This window comes from Oligella sp. HMSC05A10 (assembly GCF_001808335.1).
In the GTDB taxonomy this organism is placed as follows: Bacteria; Pseudomonadota; Gammaproteobacteria; order Burkholderiales; family Burkholderiaceae_B; genus Oligella; species Oligella urethralis.
This window is the reverse complement of the sequence record NZ_KV792945.1, coordinates 21,360-37,744: the sequence shown is the minus strand read 5'-3', so window position 1 is coordinate 37,744 and position 16,385 is coordinate 21,360. Positions and strand designations below refer to the sequence as shown.

The 16,385-nt window shown below is 47.2% G+C and carries 14 protein-coding genes; 3 read left to right on the top strand and 11 right to left on the bottom strand.

Annotated elements, in window-relative coordinates; all coding sequences use genetic code 11:
- Nucleotides 1-288: 288 nt before the first annotated feature.
- Nucleotides 289-4,350 (bottom strand): phosphoribosylformylglycinamidine synthase, encoded by a 4,062-nt coding sequence (gene purL, locus HMPREF3144_RS09165; RefSeq protein ID WP_070477553.1) that lies wholly within the window; start codon nucleotides 4,348-4,350, stop codon nucleotides 289-291.
- A 377-nt stretch (nucleotides 4,351-4,727) separates the two neighbouring features.
- Between purL and HMPREF3144_RS09160 the strand changes: the two genes are divergently transcribed.
- Nucleotides 4,728-5,627, top strand: a complete 900-nt coding sequence (locus HMPREF3144_RS09160) for a serine hydrolase (protein WP_018027184.1) — start codon at nucleotides 4,728-4,730, stop codon at nucleotides 5,625-5,627.
- A gap of 85 nt (nucleotides 5,628-5,712) precedes the next feature.
- On the opposite strand, the gene HMPREF3144_RS09155 is transcribed toward HMPREF3144_RS09160, so the two are convergent.
- Complete coding sequence (locus tag HMPREF3144_RS09155) at nucleotides 5,713-6,807, bottom strand: NAD(P)-dependent alcohol dehydrogenase (protein ID WP_048767946.1); 1,095 nt, start codon at nucleotides 6,805-6,807, stop codon at nucleotides 5,713-5,715.
- A 268-nt stretch (nucleotides 6,808-7,075) separates the two neighbouring features.
- Between HMPREF3144_RS09155 and umuD the strand changes: the two genes are divergently transcribed.
- Entirely contained in the window at nucleotides 7,076-7,528 is a 453-nt protein-coding gene (gene umuD, locus HMPREF3144_RS09150) for a translesion error-prone DNA polymerase V autoproteolytic subunit (RefSeq protein WP_018027182.1), read from the top strand.
- Nucleotides 7,521-8,849, top strand: a complete 1,329-nt coding sequence (locus HMPREF3144_RS09145) for a Y-family DNA polymerase (RefSeq protein ID WP_070469943.1) — start codon at nucleotides 7,521-7,523, stop codon at nucleotides 8,847-8,849. Before umuD ends, HMPREF3144_RS09145 begins: the two co-directional genes overlap by 8 nt.
- A gap of 89 nt (nucleotides 8,850-8,938) precedes the next feature.
- Here the strand turns inward: HMPREF3144_RS09145 and dnaB are convergent, their stop codons facing one another.
- From dnaB to HMPREF3144_RS09100, 9 genes are all read right to left on the bottom strand, one after another.
- On the bottom strand, nucleotides 8,939-10,330 hold the full coding sequence (dnaB, locus tag HMPREF3144_RS09140; RefSeq protein WP_371419257.1) for a replicative DNA helicase: 1,392 nt from the start codon (nucleotides 10,328-10,330) through the stop codon (nucleotides 8,939-8,941).
- Between the two features lie 288 nt (nucleotides 10,331-10,618).
- On the bottom strand, nucleotides 10,619-11,071 hold the full coding sequence (gene rplI, locus HMPREF3144_RS09135; RefSeq protein ID WP_018027179.1) for a 50S ribosomal protein L9: 453 nt from the start codon (nucleotides 11,069-11,071) through the stop codon (nucleotides 10,619-10,621).
- A 14-nt stretch (nucleotides 11,072-11,085) separates the two neighbouring features.
- Entirely contained in the window at nucleotides 11,086-11,361 is a 276-nt protein-coding gene (gene rpsR / locus HMPREF3144_RS09130) for a 30S ribosomal protein S18 (RefSeq protein WP_018027178.1), read from the bottom strand.
- A gap of 51 nt (nucleotides 11,362-11,412) precedes the next feature.
- On the bottom strand, nucleotides 11,413-11,724 hold the full coding sequence (gene priB, locus HMPREF3144_RS09125; protein ID WP_070477551.1) for a primosomal replication protein N: 312 nt from the start codon (nucleotides 11,722-11,724) through the stop codon (nucleotides 11,413-11,415).
- Between the two features lie 43 nt (nucleotides 11,725-11,767).
- On the bottom strand, nucleotides 11,768-12,196 hold the full coding sequence (gene rpsF / locus HMPREF3144_RS09120; RefSeq protein WP_018027176.1) for a 30S ribosomal protein S6: 429 nt from the start codon (nucleotides 12,194-12,196) through the stop codon (nucleotides 11,768-11,770).
- 256 nt (nucleotides 12,197-12,452) lie between these two features.
- Nucleotides 12,453-13,259 carry a GTP cyclohydrolase FolE2 gene (folE2, locus tag HMPREF3144_RS09115; RefSeq protein WP_070477549.1) on the bottom strand — a complete coding sequence of 269 codons (807 nt, stop codon included), beginning with the start codon at nucleotides 13,257-13,259 and terminating at the stop codon, nucleotides 12,453-12,455.
- A gap of 41 nt (nucleotides 13,260-13,300) precedes the next feature.
- Nucleotides 13,301-15,187, bottom strand: a complete 1,887-nt coding sequence (gene dxs, locus HMPREF3144_RS09110) for a 1-deoxy-D-xylulose-5-phosphate synthase (RefSeq protein ID WP_070477547.1) — start codon at nucleotides 15,185-15,187, stop codon at nucleotides 13,301-13,303.
- An 8-nt stretch (nucleotides 15,188-15,195) separates the two neighbouring features.
- A complete protein-coding gene (locus HMPREF3144_RS09105) occupies nucleotides 15,196-16,113 on the bottom strand; it encodes a polyprenyl synthetase family protein (RefSeq protein ID WP_036560245.1) in 918 nt (305 codons plus the stop codon).
- Nucleotides 16,114-16,383 carry an exodeoxyribonuclease VII small subunit gene (locus HMPREF3144_RS09100; RefSeq protein ID WP_070477545.1) on the bottom strand — a complete coding sequence of 90 codons (270 nt, stop codon included), beginning with the start codon at nucleotides 16,381-16,383 and terminating at the stop codon, nucleotides 16,114-16,116. It abuts the gene before it with no gap.
- Nucleotides 16,384-16,385 lie beyond the last annotated feature (2 nt).

Sequence of the window (16,385 nt, the reverse complement as noted above, 5' to 3'; positions counted from 1 at the left end):
AAGTGGGTGGTTTTACGGCGTCTGATGATAAAATAGCATCGCGACTCAAGGCGCTTGCAAACTTATCGATACGCTATCCGTGATTTGATTATTATCCACAGAGTAGCCTTAACTGCCATCGGCATTATTCCTTATGAATTAAAATAACCATCAGCTAATTGAGCGCCTATCAATCATATTAGCGGCATCAGCAAATCAATCGCCCTTTACTATTCGCTTAATAAATAAACGCCGGTAAATCATGAAAGACTACCGGCGTTTAAGTTAATGCCTTAATGGAGCGCTGTATTAATCAATAAACACTCTGGCATTCATAAACATACGCATCCAAGGCGTCAGATCGCCACCGCTATCCTTAGGCCCCCACGACTTAGGTGCCCACGACATCATGGCGCTACGAACGACTCGCTCAGGATGCGGCATCATAATGGTAAAGCGACCGTCCTCGGTTGTCACTGCCGCAATGCCATTGATACTGCCATTTGGGTTAAATGGATAAGCCTCAGTAATCACGCCACTATTATTTACGTAGCGCAGTGCGGAAATGACATTATCCGAATCGCCCTGCTGGGTAAAGTTGGCGTAACCCTCACCATGTGAAATCACTATTGGCGCTTGTGTACCGGCCATATCCTTAAAGAAAATAGAATTGGAATCACTCACTTCAGCCATGACCAAACGAGCCTCATGACGAGCGGATTGGTTACGGGTAAAGCGCGGCCAATACTCCGCACCCGGAATGATATCGCTTAAGCTGGCCATCATCTGGCAGCCATTACACACACCAAGGGCAAAGACATCCTGACGATTAAAGAACTCCGTAAACTGATCCAATAGCTTAGGATTGTAACGAATCGTCTTAGACCAACCCTCACCTGCTCCCAACACATCACCATAGCTAAAACCGCCAGCAGCAACAAGACCCTGCAGCTCGGACAGATGGATACGATCTTCTAAAATATCCGTCATATGCACATCGTAAACGCTAAAGCCTGCCTGATGGAAAGCCCAAGCCATTTCGATCTGGCTATTAGAACCCTGCTCACGCACAATGGCTACCGCAGGGCGCGCTTTATTGATGTATGGTGAGGAGATATTTTCTTGTGGATCAAAATCTACTTTGGCATGTAGACCGACATCATTTGTGTCCTTCCAACGATCGAATTCAGCCTGCGCCGTGTGCGGATTTTCGCGTAGCTTAGCGATTTCATAACCCACTTCACTCCACACAGCACCTAATTCTGCACGTGGATACGACAAGATAAGCTCTCCATCACGGAATACCTCGATCGTATCCTTATCATTTAAGCTACCGATCGCATGGCTGCATAGTGATAAGCCGGCCTCACGCAATACCTGCAACACCTTATCGCGGTCCTCGGCACGTACCTGAATCACCGCGCCTAGCTCCTCATTGAATAGGGCCTTAACCGTGCTCTCATCACGCTGTACACGGACTTGCTCCGGGCGTATTTTATAATCACCCCAATCCTGCACCGCACCGTCAAAAGTCAGCATATCTACATTAATTGACACACCGGTGTGACCCGCAAAGGCCATTTCAGTAATGGTCGCAAATAAACCACCGTCCGAACGGTCGTGATAAGCCAAAATCGCCCCTTCGTCTGCCAGACTACGAATCACGGCAAAGAAGGTACGCAGTTTGTCTGCATCCTCAATATCAGGTACTTCATTACCGAATTGACCGATACTATGCGATAAAACCGAGCCGCCTAAACGCTGCTTACCCTCGCCCAAATCAATCAGAATCAAGGACGTTGGCCCCTCATCGCTAACTAATTGCGGAGTCAATGTTTTGCGCACATCCTCTACCTGAGCAAAGGCGGTCACAATCAATGACACCGGTGCGATCACATCCTTTTCTAGCAGTTCAGTTGAATCCTCAGCCGCTTGCTCGCTCCAAGCCGTGCGCATTGACATCGAATCCTTGCCCACTGGAATCGAAATATCCAAGGCCTGACAAAACTCACTCGCAGCCTCTACCGCAGTGTAAAGGGCTGCATCCTGACCAGGGGTACCGCATGCTGCCATCCAGTTAGCTGATAGCTTCAGACCGTCCAAATGCTTAATATCGGCTGCCGCAATATTGGTAATGGACTCGGCAATAGCCATACGGCTAGCAGCCGCACTGTCCATTATCGCTAGCGGTGTACGCTCACCCATGGACATGGCTTCACCATGGAAATGTTCAAAATCAGCCAAGGTCACAGCACAATCCGCCACCGGAATTTGCCACGGACCAACTAACTGGTCGCGTGCGGTTAAACCACCGACATTACGGTCACCAATCGTGATGATAAAAGACTTACTGGCTACCGTTGGATGACGCATAACCGCCAAAGCGACTTCGCGCAAGTCCAAATCAACGACATCAATTGGCTCGAGCACCAAAGGCTCACTCTTAACATCGCGCTGCATTTTAGGCGGCTTGCCTAAAATCACATCAACCGGCACATCCACTGGGCGTAACTTGGTTGCGGGCGCTGAACTGGTGCTGCCCTCTTCACCTGGCAGACCCTCGCCCTCAACCACACGCAAAATACGCTCCTCTGTGGCAATACCAATCACCGCATAAGGGCAACGCTCACGTCGAGCAATTTCATCAAAGAGCGCTAAATTTTCAGGTGCAATCGCCATCACATAGCGCTCTTGTGACTCATTACTCCAAATCTCGGCAGCAGACATCCCACTTTCTTCAAGCTGCACCCTCGCTAGATCAAAGATAGCGCCACGACCAGCGTCATTTACCAACTCTGGAAAGGCATTGGATAAACCACCTGCGCCCACGTCGTGTATAGCAATAATCGGGTTATTTTCAAGTAATTGCCAACACGCATTAATTACCTCTTGAGCACGACGTTCAATCTCAGGGTTACCACGCTGCACTGAATCAAAATCTAAAGACTCAGTATTAGTTCCAGCAGCCATACTGGAGGCGGCGCCACCACCCATACCGATGCGCATGCCCGGACCACCCAACTGAATCAACAAAGCACCGTCAGGGATCGGATCTTTAAAGCAAAGCTCTGCGTCAATACTACCCAAGCCACCGGCAATCATGATCGGCTTTTGATAACCCCAACGACGACCGCCGACGGTTTGCTCAAAAGTACGGAAATAACCCAGGATATTAGGGCGACCGAATTCGTTATTAAAGGCGGCCCCGCCTAAAGGGCCTTCAATCATAATATCTAAGGCAGAAGCAATACGACTCGGCTTACCGTGAGAATCCTTTTCCCACGATTCCGCTAAATTTTTCAGCTGTAAATTAGCCACGGTATAACCGGTTAAGCCGGCTTTAGGTTTAGCCCCACGACCGGTTGCGCCCTCGTCACGAATTTCACCACCGGCGCCGGTTGCCGCTCCCGGAAAAGGAGAAATAGCCGTCGGGTGATTATGCGTCTCCACCTTCATCAAGGTATGCGTAAGACGCTTTTTAGGCTGATAACAAAAACCACCATCAGCACATTTTGTCGCAAAAAAACGTGTTGCTTCAGCACCTTCCATAATGGCGGCATTATCCGCATAAGCCACCACCGTACCACGGGGGTTATGCTTATGCGTATCACGAATCATGCCGAATAAAGTCTTTTCTTTAGCCTCACCATCAATCGTCCAAGAGGCGTTAAAAATCTTATGACGGCAATGCTCACTATTGGCCTGGGCAAACATCATCAATTCCACGTCGGTAGGATTGCGATTTAAGCCGACAAAGGCATTAAGCAAATACTCCACCTCATCCTCAGATAAAGCTAAACCCCATTCGACATTGACTTTTTCCAATGCCGCTGCCCCCTCTTCTAAGATAGGCACAGTGCGCAAAGGCTTAGGTTCTAGATCTTGAAACAAGGTCTTGGCATCAAAATCATCACCGATCACCACCGTTTCCGTCATGCGATCATGGATCAGCTTAATAAATTGCTGCAATTTCTCAGGTGTTAAACCATTGCCAGTCCAAAAACTCTTTTCTGGCGTCACCACCATATGAATGCCACGCTCAATGCGTATAATGCTGTCAAGACCGCAATTATGGGCGATATCAGTGGCCTTAGAAGCCCAAGGAGAGATGGTACCCAAACGCGGGATAATGCGTAATTCCACATCATGCTTGGCAATTTGTGGCTCCAACACCTTCGCATCACGAGTTAATAGCTCTGTGACGGCAGCTTGTTGCTCTGCAGATAATGGCTCCTCGCTATACACATAATGTTCAAAACGCGTAAAAATTTTATCAACCGCTAAACCTAAGGCTTTAACCTGCTCCTTAAGACGAGCTTTAGTCGATTCTGGTAGTGCAACTGCACCTGGGACAATCAAATAAGATGACACGTGATTTACCTAATCAAAGAAAAAGGAGTAAAAGCTCCTGGCTCACATAAAATGGTCATAACAGAGCGGCAGAAGCTTGGTAAAAACAATTAGCTGTATTTTAGCCTTTTTTGAGTGTTTACTGTAGGTTTCTCTTTTTACAAAAAAAATTGTAAAATTTTGTTAATCTAGGCGGAGAGCGGTCTTTGTTTTAACATTTAAAAAAACACCAGACTACCATTTCATCTTAAAATTCAATCACTTAAGCTGATTTATTAACATCTATAAATGAGCTTAAGAAGAGTCGCTAAGTTATTAATAAATAAAGACATTTGATAAGTGTCTATGTATAATAGGGAGCTCTTACCCCTCAACAACACACCTTAATAAATATAGTTATGTTGACTTTGCACAAAACCTTCTTAGCTAAGCGAGCAGGCGCTGCCCTCTTGGCGCTTTGCTGCGGCTTCGGCGCCAGCAATGCATTAGCCCAAAATCTAAACGGCCTTAGCAATGCACCGGTTATCGGCCCCGTGGACAATGGCGGCGGTATTATCAACTCAGAAATCGCCTTGGTGGTCGGTCTCAATGACAATCAAGTACTGTATTCAAAAAATGCAGATGTAATTCGCCCGATTGCCTCAATCAGTAAACTACTGACGGCATTAGTCATCACGCGCTCAGGTCTACCACTAGATGAAAAAATCACTATCACCGCAGATGATATTGACCGTGTTAAGAAATCCAGCTCTCGCTTAAGTGTCGGCACTACCCTAAGTCGTCGCGAGATGCTGTTATTATCTTTAATGTCCTCCGAGAACCGCGCCGCACATGCCTTAGGTCGCACCTACCCCGGCGGTATGACGGCTTTTGTGAATGAGATGAACTCCGTCGCTCGTCAGCTCGGTATGACTCGTAGTCGCTTTGTGGAACCAACCGGCTTATCACCAATGAATGTTTCCACGCCCAATGACTTAGTCCGTTTGTTACGTGCAGTTGGCAAGGACAGCTTGATTAAACGCTTTTCAACCAGCGATGACTATAGTGTGATTACCAGTAACGGTCGCACGGAAAAGTATCGCAACACCAATCGCTTAGTTCGCAATAATGACTGGTCTATTCATATTTCCAAAACCGGTTATATCCGCGAGTCTGGTCAGAGCTTAGTGATGATCACCGAGTTTGAAAAACGTCCGGTAGCCGTCGTATTACTTAATGCCGAAGGGACATTAACCCGCTTTGCCGATGCCGTACGCGTGCGTCATGTCGTACAAAATGACTACCCGAGTTTATTTTAGCCTAGCGCTTAAGTCGCAAAGACAGTAAGAAGGCCTGCACTATCGGTGCAGGCCTTCTTACTATAAGCAGATAAAAATCAATTAATTAAGGCTTAATAGCGATTTTCAAAACACCGTCTTCCTGGTTCATGAACATATCATAAGCCGCAACAATATCATCCAATGGTCGCGTATGGGTAACTAAAGGCTCTAAATCGACCGCACCGGACTCAATCACGTTCAGTAGACGACGCATACGCTCCTTGCCGCCTGGGCATAACGCTGTTTTAATCGTATGATCCCCCAAACCAGCGGCAAAGGCATTAATCGGGATCACCACGTCTTCAGAATAAACGCCTAAACTAGATAAGGTGCCACCCGGCTTGAGTACACGTAGCGCCTGCTCCCAAGTAGACTGCAAACCTAGACATTCGATACTAGAATCTACGCCGCGCCCCTTAGTCAATTTCATGATCTCATCAACCACGTCCGCCTCTTTAAAGTTAAGCGTCACGTGAGCACCCATTTTTTTAGCAACTTCCAAACGATCGTTATTACCGTCAATGGCGATAATTAAGCTAGCACCGCGTAAACGCGCCCCTGCAGTTGCACATAAACCAATAGGACCTTGGGCAAAAATAGCCACAAAATCACCGATTCTAATATTGGCATTTTCCGCACCGACAAAACCGGTCGACATAATATCGGGACACATTAATACCTGCTCATCAGTCAAACTATCTGGCACGGGGGCAAGATTAGCCTGCGCGTCAGGCACTAATACATACTCCGCCTGCGTGCCATCAATCCAGTTACCGAAACGCCAACCGGCAGTGGCCTTATAGCCATGGCAAGAGCAAGTACCGTCTTCTTTAATCCAGGAACCATCCTGCGAAGGGAAGCCGTCTTGTGAAGGATAAGAGGTAAAGGTCGGGCAAATAGCACCAGCGATCACACGCTGCCCCTCTTCGTAACCCTGCACATTACTACCGAGCTTTTCAATAATACCCACCGGTTCGTGACCAATCGTTAAGCCTGATTTGACCGGATACTCACCCTTAAAAATATGAATATCGGTACCGCAAATCGTGGTGGTAGTAATGCGAAGTAAGGCGTCATTAGGCCCAACATCGGGGATGGGCTTATCCACTAGCTCGATACGTCCGGGGGCAATTAATGCTGCTGCTTTCATCATAGCCATAAAGTCTACTCCTTAATCGTAGATGTAGAAAAACACTTTAGATATAAAGTATCAAAATCGAGAAAAAAGTTATAATATATCAATAACTTAGGAAGTCTTTGAGCTGCAAAATCATGCTAACTGAAAAACACCAACTCAGTCAAGTATCAATTAATTCTAATTTACTAATATGTCAATCCGATGACGAAAGGATTGTCATTCTGATCAATTATGCTGTATATTTATACAGTATTTTAATGTATCGAATAATCTTTAAAAAGTGATCGCTATGAAGCTGAGTTTTTTGGGAGAGAGTCTGACGCCAGAGTTGCTTAAGACCGTCCATCAACCCATACCACTATTTTTAGAGCGCATACCGGCAGGTTTCCCCTCGCCCGCCCAAGACTATCTGGAACAACATCTGGATCTTAATGAGCTTTGCATCAGCCATCCTGAGGCGACCTATTTTGTACGCTGTGAGGGTGATTCTATGATTGAGGCGGGGATTCATAGCGGTGATATTCTAGTGGTCGACCGTGCGCTTAATGCAGTACACGGTGATATTGTCATTGCCTCGGTCTATGGTGAGCTCACTGTCAAGGAGCTACGTTTACGTCCACAAGCCGGGTTATTTCCACGTAATCGTCAGTATCAACCGATCTTGCTCAAGGAGCCTGAAGCCTTGGAACTGTTCGGGGTAGTAACCTACGTTTTACATGCTTTGCGCCCTGCTCATGCCTAGTCCTACAGATACTACCCAGTGCCCGCTATTGCACGCTGAGCAAGTGTTTGCTTTGGTTGACTGCAATAGTTTCTACGCCAGCTGCGAAAAGCTATTCAGACCGGATTTACGCCATCGTCCTGTGGTGGTCCTGTCGAATAACGACGGTTGTGTGGTGGCTCGCTCTCCGGAAGCCAAGGAACTAGGTATCCCCATGGGAGCACCATTTTTTAAAGTAAAAGACTTTATTAAGCAACACCGCGTTAGTTTTTTTTCATCGAACTACGCCTTTTATGCCGATATCAGCCGGCGGGTGATGTCCTTACTGAGCGAAATGGCACCAGCCATTGAGGTGTATTCGATTGATGAAGCTTTTTTAGACCTATCCTCTGTGGCTGAGCTCCAGTCGATTGCGGATTTTAATCACTACGGACAGCGCATTCGTGAGCGCATTGATCAGTGGGTGGGGATACAGATCGGGATAGGCATTGCGCCCACTAAGACCCTAGCAAAGTTAGCAAATCACGCAGCCAAAAAGTATCCTGCAAGCCGCGGTGTCGTGACCTTATTGGCACCAGAACGCCGTGACAAGCTGTTAAAGCTCACGCCGGTGGAGGATGTTTGGGGCATTGGCAGACGCCTCTCACAGCAGTTATATCAACTCGGTATTAAAACGGCATGGGATTTAGCCTGTTTACATCCAGACTGGGTGCGGCAGCAGTTTTCCGTGGTATTAGAACGTACAGTACGTGAGCTTAATGGCGAGTCTTGCCTCCACCTAGAGGACATGCAAGCGAAAAAGCAGATTATCAGTAGTCGCAGCTTCGGTCGCAGCATCACTCAGCAAGAAGAAATGCAACAGGCGGTTAGCGAGTATACAGCACGGGCTGTCGCTAAGCTACGCCAAGAAAAGCAACAAGCCAAACAGCTGAGTGTATTTATTCAAACCAACCGCTATAAGCAAGAAACACGTTATTATTACAATAGTGCCGTCGGTGATTTGCTTTTAGCCAGTGATGACAGTAGAGAATTTATCACCTTGGCCTTGCGCCTACTACAACGGATTTGGCGTGATGGCTATCACTATTATAAAGCCGGTGTGATGCTCAGTGATTTTTATACAGCACAATACTATCAAACACAGTTGTTCGATGATGAGGTGCAAAATATACGCGGACGCTATTTGATGCAAACCATTGACCGCCTAAATCATCAGCTACCGGGAAGCATTCGCTTTGGCAGTCAAGGTCTTAGCCAAAACAACCGCACTTGGTCGATGCAACGTCGCTACCTCTCCCCTGCCTACACCACACGATGGCAAGACATTCCACGGGTGCGTTAGTTAAGTGCCTAGGGTCTTGATTCCCAGGCACTGAAAGCGCACTCTATGCATGCCCCTGTCAATATAGCAATAGCAGGCGGAGCCTTATATTATTCACCGATAAAGGCTGGGCTAGCACCGCTGTAGTTCATGAACTTAGTATGCTCACCCACAAAGGTTAAACGCACCGTGCCGATAGGACCGTTACGCTGCTTACCGATAATAATTTCAGCAACCCCCTTATCAGGCGAGTTTTCGTTATAAACCTCATCCCGATAAATAAAGATGATCACGTCCGCATCCTGCTCAATTGCCCCGGATTCACGGAGATCAGACATAATTGGACGCTTATTGGGACGACTTTCCAAACTACGGTTAAGCTGTGACAAGGCAATCACCGGACAATCCAGCTCGCGCGCTAGGCTTTTTAAGGAGCGGCTAATCTCTGAAATCTCATTAGCACGGTTCTCATTACGACTAAAGCCACTGCCCGACATTAATTGTAAATAGTCGACAACGATTAAGCCTAGACCACCATGCTTACGGCTAAGGCGACGCGCACGGGCACGTAAATCGATAGGATTCAGACCAGGCGTTTCATCAATAAAGATTTGCGCATGCTGCAAACGATCCACGGCACGGGTTACCTTGACCCAATCCTCATTATTCAAGGTCCCCTTACGCATTCGTTGTTGGTCAATTTTGCCTACCGAACCCAACATCCGATGCGCTAACTGAGCCGCCCCCATCTCCATGGAGAAGACCAGCACCGGTTTTTTTTCAACCAAGGCCACATGCTCCACAATATTCATAGAAAAAGAGGTCTTACCCATAGCAGGACGCCCCGCCACAATAGTTAAGTCGCCACCATGCAGCCCGGCTGTTTTAGCGTCTAAATCGATAAAACCGGTAGGTGTACCAGTCACCTCCGAGTCACTACCGCGCTGTGATAACTCGGTCAAATTATTAATGACCTCCAGCATCGCATCGCTGATGGCCACGAACTCAGCGCTCTTTTTATTGCTATCCTCGGAAATACGGTAGATTTTGGCCTCCGACTCATCGAGAATCTCACGCGCTGAGCGACCCTGAGGATTTAAGGCGGCGGTCCCAATCTCATCCGAGGCACTTAATAAACGCCGCAGAATCGAACGCTCACGAACAATTTCTGCATAGGTGCGAATATTCGAAACCGATGGGGTATTTTGCGCTAAGGCATTTAAATACACTAAACCACCGACTTCCTTATCCGTACCTTCGAGCTTTAAGGCATCGTAAACGGTCAAGACATCGGCCGGTCGATCCATACTGATTAGGTTTTGGATATGACGCCAAATAATGCGATGATGGTGTCGATAAAAATCATCCTCACCCAGTACATCACCAACCTGCTCATTAGCCAAGTTATTAAGTAATAAACCGCCTAAAACCGATTGTTCTGCTTCAATCGAATGCGGTGGTAAGCGCAAATTATCCAATTCATGATCAGGCTGGCTCGGCATACTCATCATCGCACTATCAATCGGCTCCGTTGCCGGCATCACATCGTGCTGCACCTCGACCATGGACATTGCCGTTGCATCCTCATAAAAGGGTTCGGCAAAAATATCCTCAGGCAAATCAACTCCCTGCGCTTCAACAGGATGCTCGGAATCGTCTATAAAGGGATGCTCAATATGCTTGGACATAGGCGTTAAAAAACTCGATGATTAAAAACCAAAATAGCAGTAACGATTATATCGCTACTGCTATTTTTATACAGATTAGTGTAATCTCAACTGAGATTGTAACTAGGCCATCTCACCAATCACGTTAACTGTGATGTTAGCAGCGATGTCTGCATATAAATGGATAGTTACAGGGTACTCACCTACTGCTTTTAACGCACCGTCCGGCATACGTACTTGACTTCTTTCCACCTCAAAACCAGCTTGTTCAAGTAAACGAGCGATATCGATATTGGTCACAGAACCGAATAAACGACCGTCAACACCCGCTTTTTGAGTAACGTCTAATTTGTAATCAGCTAGTTTATTAGCCAATGCTTCAGCAGCCGCCACGCGATCGGCCTGAGCCTTTTCAAGTTCGGCACGACGTGCTTCGAACTCCTTGATAGCAGCATCAGTAGCACGCTGCGCTTTACCTTGAGGGATTAAGTAGTTACGCGCATAACCATTGCGCACGCGAACCACATCACCTAATTGACCAACCTTACCGATGGTTTCTAATAAAATAACTTGCATCTTGCCACCCCTGATTATTTATGACTGTCAGTAAATGGTAACAACGCTAAGAAGCGCGCACGCTTGATCGCTGTATCTAACTGACGCTGGTAGTGTGCCTTCGTACCGGTTAAACGTGCTGGAATCACCTTGCCGGTTTCAGTAATGAAATCGCGTAAGGTATCGATATCTTTGTAATCGATTTGTTCTACACCTGCTGCTGTAAAGCGGCAGAATCTACGACGTTTAAATAATGGATTTTGCTGTGGAAAACGACTTTTTCTGTCTCTTCCTCTTCTTGCTTGTGCCATGCTAATTACCTATAAATATGGTTGGGATACTAATCCCGATATTCTTTAAAACTATACGATAATCGAATTGCTTGCTACGACTGTAAAGCGTTGAATATGCAGTATTAATCTGCGGGAGTCTTTGCGAGTACTATTTAAAAAGCCCTCAACTTCTATAAAACCACCCAATTCAAGTCTACTTAAAGCCTCGGCGACTTCGCCAATTGCTCTGGCTTCCAATTCAAAGTCTAACTGCCTTGGATGCGCTGCCTCTATCACTTCGGATTGGTGTCTCAATACTAAATCTAACACACTGAGACCGGCTGGCGTATAGCGCAATGGTTGAACCTCGCTCAGGAGAAGCCGTAATTGAACCCTATTCATGCTAGCGGCTTGTAGCTAATAGCAAACCGACAAACAAAGAAGCTTACTCCTCTGCTTCTTCCTCTTCGTCTTCGTCGACTTCTTCGAGCTCAACATCATCATCTGCAGCAGCGCTGTCGTCTGCAGCAGCGGATTTGCGAGCTTCATCACGCTCAACTGACTTCATCATGATCGATGGCTCAGTAATGGCCTTGTCAGTTTTGATGATGAGGTTACGTAGAATCGCATCGTTATAGCGGAAAGAATGCTCTAACTCATCTAACACGTCTAAACCGCACTCAATATTCATGCAAATATAGTGTGCTTTAACTAACTTCTGAATAGGGTAAGCTAATTGACGACGACCCCAGTCCTCTAGACGGTGGATTTTACCACCCTTTTCAGTAATCATGGCTTGATAACGCTCAACCATGGCCGGCACCTGCTCGCTCTGATCAGGGTGCACGATAAACACTACTTCATAGTGACGCATATTAACTCCTATGGATATTTAGTAAAGCCCCTATATGCAAAAAGCTTTACATAAAAAGCCCGTCTCTGATGAGGTGGTTTTAATCTTAAAACTTAGTGACCACTTCACTAAAAGATCGAGCAAGAAATCGATAATTATATAGATTTAAGCGCTATATATCAAGCCCTTATGAGATAACCGCTTGATATCTGTGGCTTTTGTGTAATTTTTTCAGCGACTGAGCGATGCTTAAGCACCGCCAACAGCCTTAGTGACATTATTCAGCCCTGCCCTCAAGCATGGCATAGGCCGAATGATTATGAATGGATTCGAAATTTTCCACCTCAACACGATAAGCGATCATGCCGGGCCATTGGTGTAGACGAAGTGCCACATCACGGATCAGATCCTCAACGAATTTCGGATTATCGTAAGAATACTCCGTCACATACTTTTCATCCGGACGCTTTAGTAACGCCCACAACTGACTCGAACCCTGCTCTTCGATGGCGCGAATTAAGTCATCTAATACATAGTCACTGCCTGCTTCTAAGCGGACCGTCACATGGGAACGCTGATTATGCGCTCCATACTCGGAAATCGCTTTAGAACAAGGACACAGGCTCATGACTGGCACCACCACCTCGGTAATCAAGCGCACGCCGTCAGTGGTAGCGATAGCTGTCCACGTGACCTCATAATCCATCATGCTAGCCACACCACTAACTGGTGCTTTTTTAGTAATAAAGTAAGGGAAAGTCACGCGAATTTCACCCTCCTCGGCATTTAAGAGGGGTAGCATTGCAGTCGCCATTTGCTTAAACAATGTCGCATCCATGCCCTGAGCGTGGTACTCATCAATCAAGTCCATAAAACGCGACATATGAGTGCCTTTTTCAGTAGCAGGCAATAACACCGTTGTTTCCCACATACCCACCGTAGCCAAAACATCCCCTTGGCCATTTTTTATTGTCAATGGATGCTTTACTTTGCGCACACCCACACGATCAATCTGGATACGTCGCAAATCCGTGCTGCCCTGCACATCAGGCATCACAGCAGCTGTTGATTCAGTTAATTTCATTTAATTCCTACAAATAAAAGCTAAGCAGCTATGTGCTGACACTAAGGCTTTAAAAGCTCAGCAAAGCGCTGTTCTACCGACTGTTCAATGCCCTTGGCATCTAACTGCAAGTCCGCACGCAAGGCGTTTTGCTCACCATGATCGATAAATAGGTCCGGATAGCCTAATTGCAAGACCGGTAAATTTATATCATGCTGATTAAGGAATTCTATCACCGCGCTGCCAGCACCCCCCATCAAAGCCCCTTCTTCTAGTGTGACAAAGGCTTGATGCGACTCCGCTAAGGCAAGCAGTAACTCCTCATCCAGTGGCTTAACAAAGCGCATATCAATCAAGCTAAGGTCATGCTTGGCAGCAACTTGCTGCGCCTCATGCAATAACGGACCAAAGGCGAGCAGCGCAATCCTTGACCCTTGGCGTCGCGTCACCGCCTTAGCAAGTGCGACGCACTGCAACTCACTCGTCGTCTCCGCACCAATCCCTGCTCCCCGCGGATAACGCACAGAGGCCGGCCCATCGTATTGATAACAGCTACTTAATAAAAGTCGGCACTCTGCCTCATCTGAAGGCGTCGCAATCACCATATTAGGAATACAACGCAAGTAAGCAATATCATAATTTCCCGCATGCGTAGCACCATCGGCACCGACGATACCAGCACGATCTAAAGCAAAGGTGACGTCCAGATTTTGCAAAGCCACATCATGAATTAACTGGTCATAGGCTCTTTGTAAAAAGGTAGAATAAATCGCCACCACTGGCTTTAAGCCCTCACAGGCTAAACCAGCGGCAAAAGTGACGGCGTGCTGCTCTGCAATGCCCACATCAAAATAACGCTCGGGGAAACGCTTTTCGAATTCGACTAAACCACTGCCCTCCCGCATCGCTGGCGTAATGCCGATCAGCCTCTGGTCGCTCGCCGCCATATCACACAGCCACTGACCAAAGACCTGGGTAAAGGTCTGTTTACTAGGGGCAGTTGAGGCCTTAATCCCCTCGGAGGGATTAAACTTACCAGGACCGTGATAAAGCACAGGATCCTGCTCTGCTAGTCCGTAACCCTGCCCTTTTTTGGTAATCACATGCACAAACTGCAAGCCGCCTAAACGTCTGACATTATCCAGTACTGGCAATAAAGCCCCTAGATCATGTCCATCGATGGGGCCGATATAATTAAAACCGAATTCCTCGAATAAGGTATTGGCCCCCATGAAGCTTTTGGCCTGATCCTTGACATGCCCCTTAAAGCGACGAGCAAACTCCGCCATCGGCTCAGGCAACTGCTTAAGCACCACTTTGCTCATATCACTTGCCTCTTTATAAAATGGCAAGCCACTAGAAATCAAACGACTGAAATACTTATTTAGCGCACCCACCGGTGGCGAAATGGACATATCGTTATCATTTAGCACCACCAGCAAATTAATGTCACGCGTATCACCGGCATTATTCATGGCTTCAAACACCATGCCAGCGGTCATTGCACCATCACCAATCACTGCTATATGCTGTCGCTTAGTCAGACCCTGATTACGCGCTGCCACTGCCATGCCAAGGGCCGCCGAAATTGAGGTCGAGGAATGTGCCGTACCAAAGGCATCATAGACTGATTCAGAACGCTTAGGAAAACCAGAAATGTGATGTTGCTGTCGAATAAAAGGCAATTCATCACGACGCCCGGTTAAGACCTTATGCGCATAAGCCTGATGACCTACATCCCAAATCAAACGATCGTCGGGCGTGTTAAAAAGATAGTGTAAGGCAATGGTCAACTCCACCGTGCCTAAATTGGATGAAAGATGACCGCCGGTATTCGCGACCGACTCTAAGATATACTGACGCAACTCCTGCGCCAGCTCGGGTAATTGACAGCGATTAAGCCTTCTTAAATCATCCGGGGACTCAATTTTGCTTAAGAACTTATTCATAACAATCCCTAGCTTTGACGGTGAATAATCAAATCCGCTAAAGCTCTTAATCGCTCAGCACGTGATCCCAATGGACGGATCGCCTCCAACGCTTCATGATGTAGGGCTGCGGCATAGTCCTTGGCCTCTGACAAACCTAGCATGCTGACATAGGTGGGCTTATTATCCTGCTCATCCTTGCCAGCTGTCTTACCCAATACACTGGTGTCAGCCGTCGCATCTAAAATATCATCCACCACCTGATACGCTAAACCCAACTTCTCGGCATAGCTTTTAAGCGCAGAATGATCCTCGTAATTGGTCGCTACGGTAATTGAACCCAAGAGCACACTTGCTTGAATCAAGGCACCAGTCTTAAGCTGATGCATCAATTTAAGGCGGGCTTTGCTAATTTGCTGATCGACGGAAGCCAGATCCATATACTGACCACCCACCATACCGCGACTACCGGAAGCGATGGCTAACTGCTGCATCGCCTTAATCACTAGGGCTGGCGCCACTGGCATGGTGGCGATAATTTCAAAAGCAAGACTTTGTAGCGCATCACCCACTAATAAGGCATTCGCCTCACCGTATTTAACGTGGACGGTTGGCTTACCGCGGCGTAACTCATCATCATCCATACAGGGCATATCATCATGCACTAGCGAATAGGCATGAATTAACTCTACCGCTGTAGCCGCTGCGATTAAGGCCTTTTTCGACTGCTCAACCTGCTCACTAGGATGCGCTACCTCACCGGCCGCCAACACTAAAGCCGCACGAATACGCTTACCGCCGGCAAGCGCAGCGTAACGCATCGCCTCGTGCAAGCCGGCCAGATAAGGACTCTCATCCACTACCGTCAAAGCCTGCTCCAAGGAGGACTCCATCGTCGGTACTACATACGCACTTAACCAATGGTCAAAGGATAACTCCTGACTCATTTACTCATCCTCACCGTCTTGCTCAGCTTGTGCTAAAGGTCTCAGCTGATTGTCCTGCAATACCTGAACCTGCAGCTGTGCATCATCCAGCTTCTGCTGACAAATACGACTTAGTAACATACCGCGCTCATAGGCTTTGAGCGCCTCATCTAGCGACAAGACTTGATTCTCCATCGATTGAACAATGGCCTGTAATTCCTTCATCGCCACTTCAAATTGCTCGGGCAATTGCTGCTGCTCAACGTGCAAAACTGATTTGTCCTCAGACACCT

Excerpts from the sequence above, each read along its gene's own strand:
- HMPREF3144_RS09160 (WP_018027184.1), top strand. The coding sequence starts at position 4,728 with ATGTTGACTTTGCACAAAACCTTCTTAGCTAAGCGAGCAGGCGCTGCC.
- HMPREF3144_RS09155 (WP_048767946.1), bottom strand. The coding sequence starts at position 6,807 with ATGGCTATGATGAAAGCAGCAGCATTAATTGCCCCCGGACGTATCGAG.
- umuD (WP_018027182.1), top strand. The coding sequence starts at position 7,076 with ATGAAGCTGAGTTTTTTGGGAGAGAGTCTGACGCCAGAGTTGCTTAAG.
- HMPREF3144_RS09145 (WP_070469943.1), top strand. The coding sequence starts at position 7,521 with ATGCCTAGTCCTACAGATACTACCCAGTGCCCGCTATTGCACGCTGAG.
- dnaB (WP_371419257.1), bottom strand. The coding sequence starts at position 10,330 with ATGCCGAGCCAGCCTGATCATGAATTGGATAATTTGCGCTTACCACCG.
- rplI (WP_018027179.1), bottom strand. The coding sequence starts at position 11,071 with ATGCAAGTTATTTTATTAGAAACCATCGGTAAGGTTGGTCAATTAGGT.
- rpsR (WP_018027178.1), bottom strand. The coding sequence starts at position 11,361 with ATGGCACAAGCAAGAAGAGGAAGAGACAGAAAAAGTCGTTTTCCACAG.
- priB (WP_070477551.1), bottom strand. The coding sequence starts at position 11,724 with ATGAATAGGGTTCAATTACGGCTTCTCCTGAGCGAGGTTCAACCATTG.
- rpsF (WP_018027176.1), bottom strand. The coding sequence starts at position 12,196 with ATGCGTCACTATGAAGTAGTGTTTATCGTGCACCCTGATCAGAGCGAG.
- folE2 (WP_070477549.1), bottom strand. The coding sequence starts at position 13,259 with ATGAAATTAACTGAATCAACAGCTGCTGTGATGCCTGATGTGCAGGGC.
- dxs (WP_070477547.1), bottom strand. The coding sequence starts at position 15,187 with ATGAATAAGTTCTTAAGCAAAATTGAGTCCCCGGATGATTTAAGAAGG.
- HMPREF3144_RS09105 (WP_036560245.1), bottom strand. The coding sequence starts at position 16,113 with ATGAGTCAGGAGTTATCCTTTGACCATTGGTTAAGTGCGTATGTAGTA.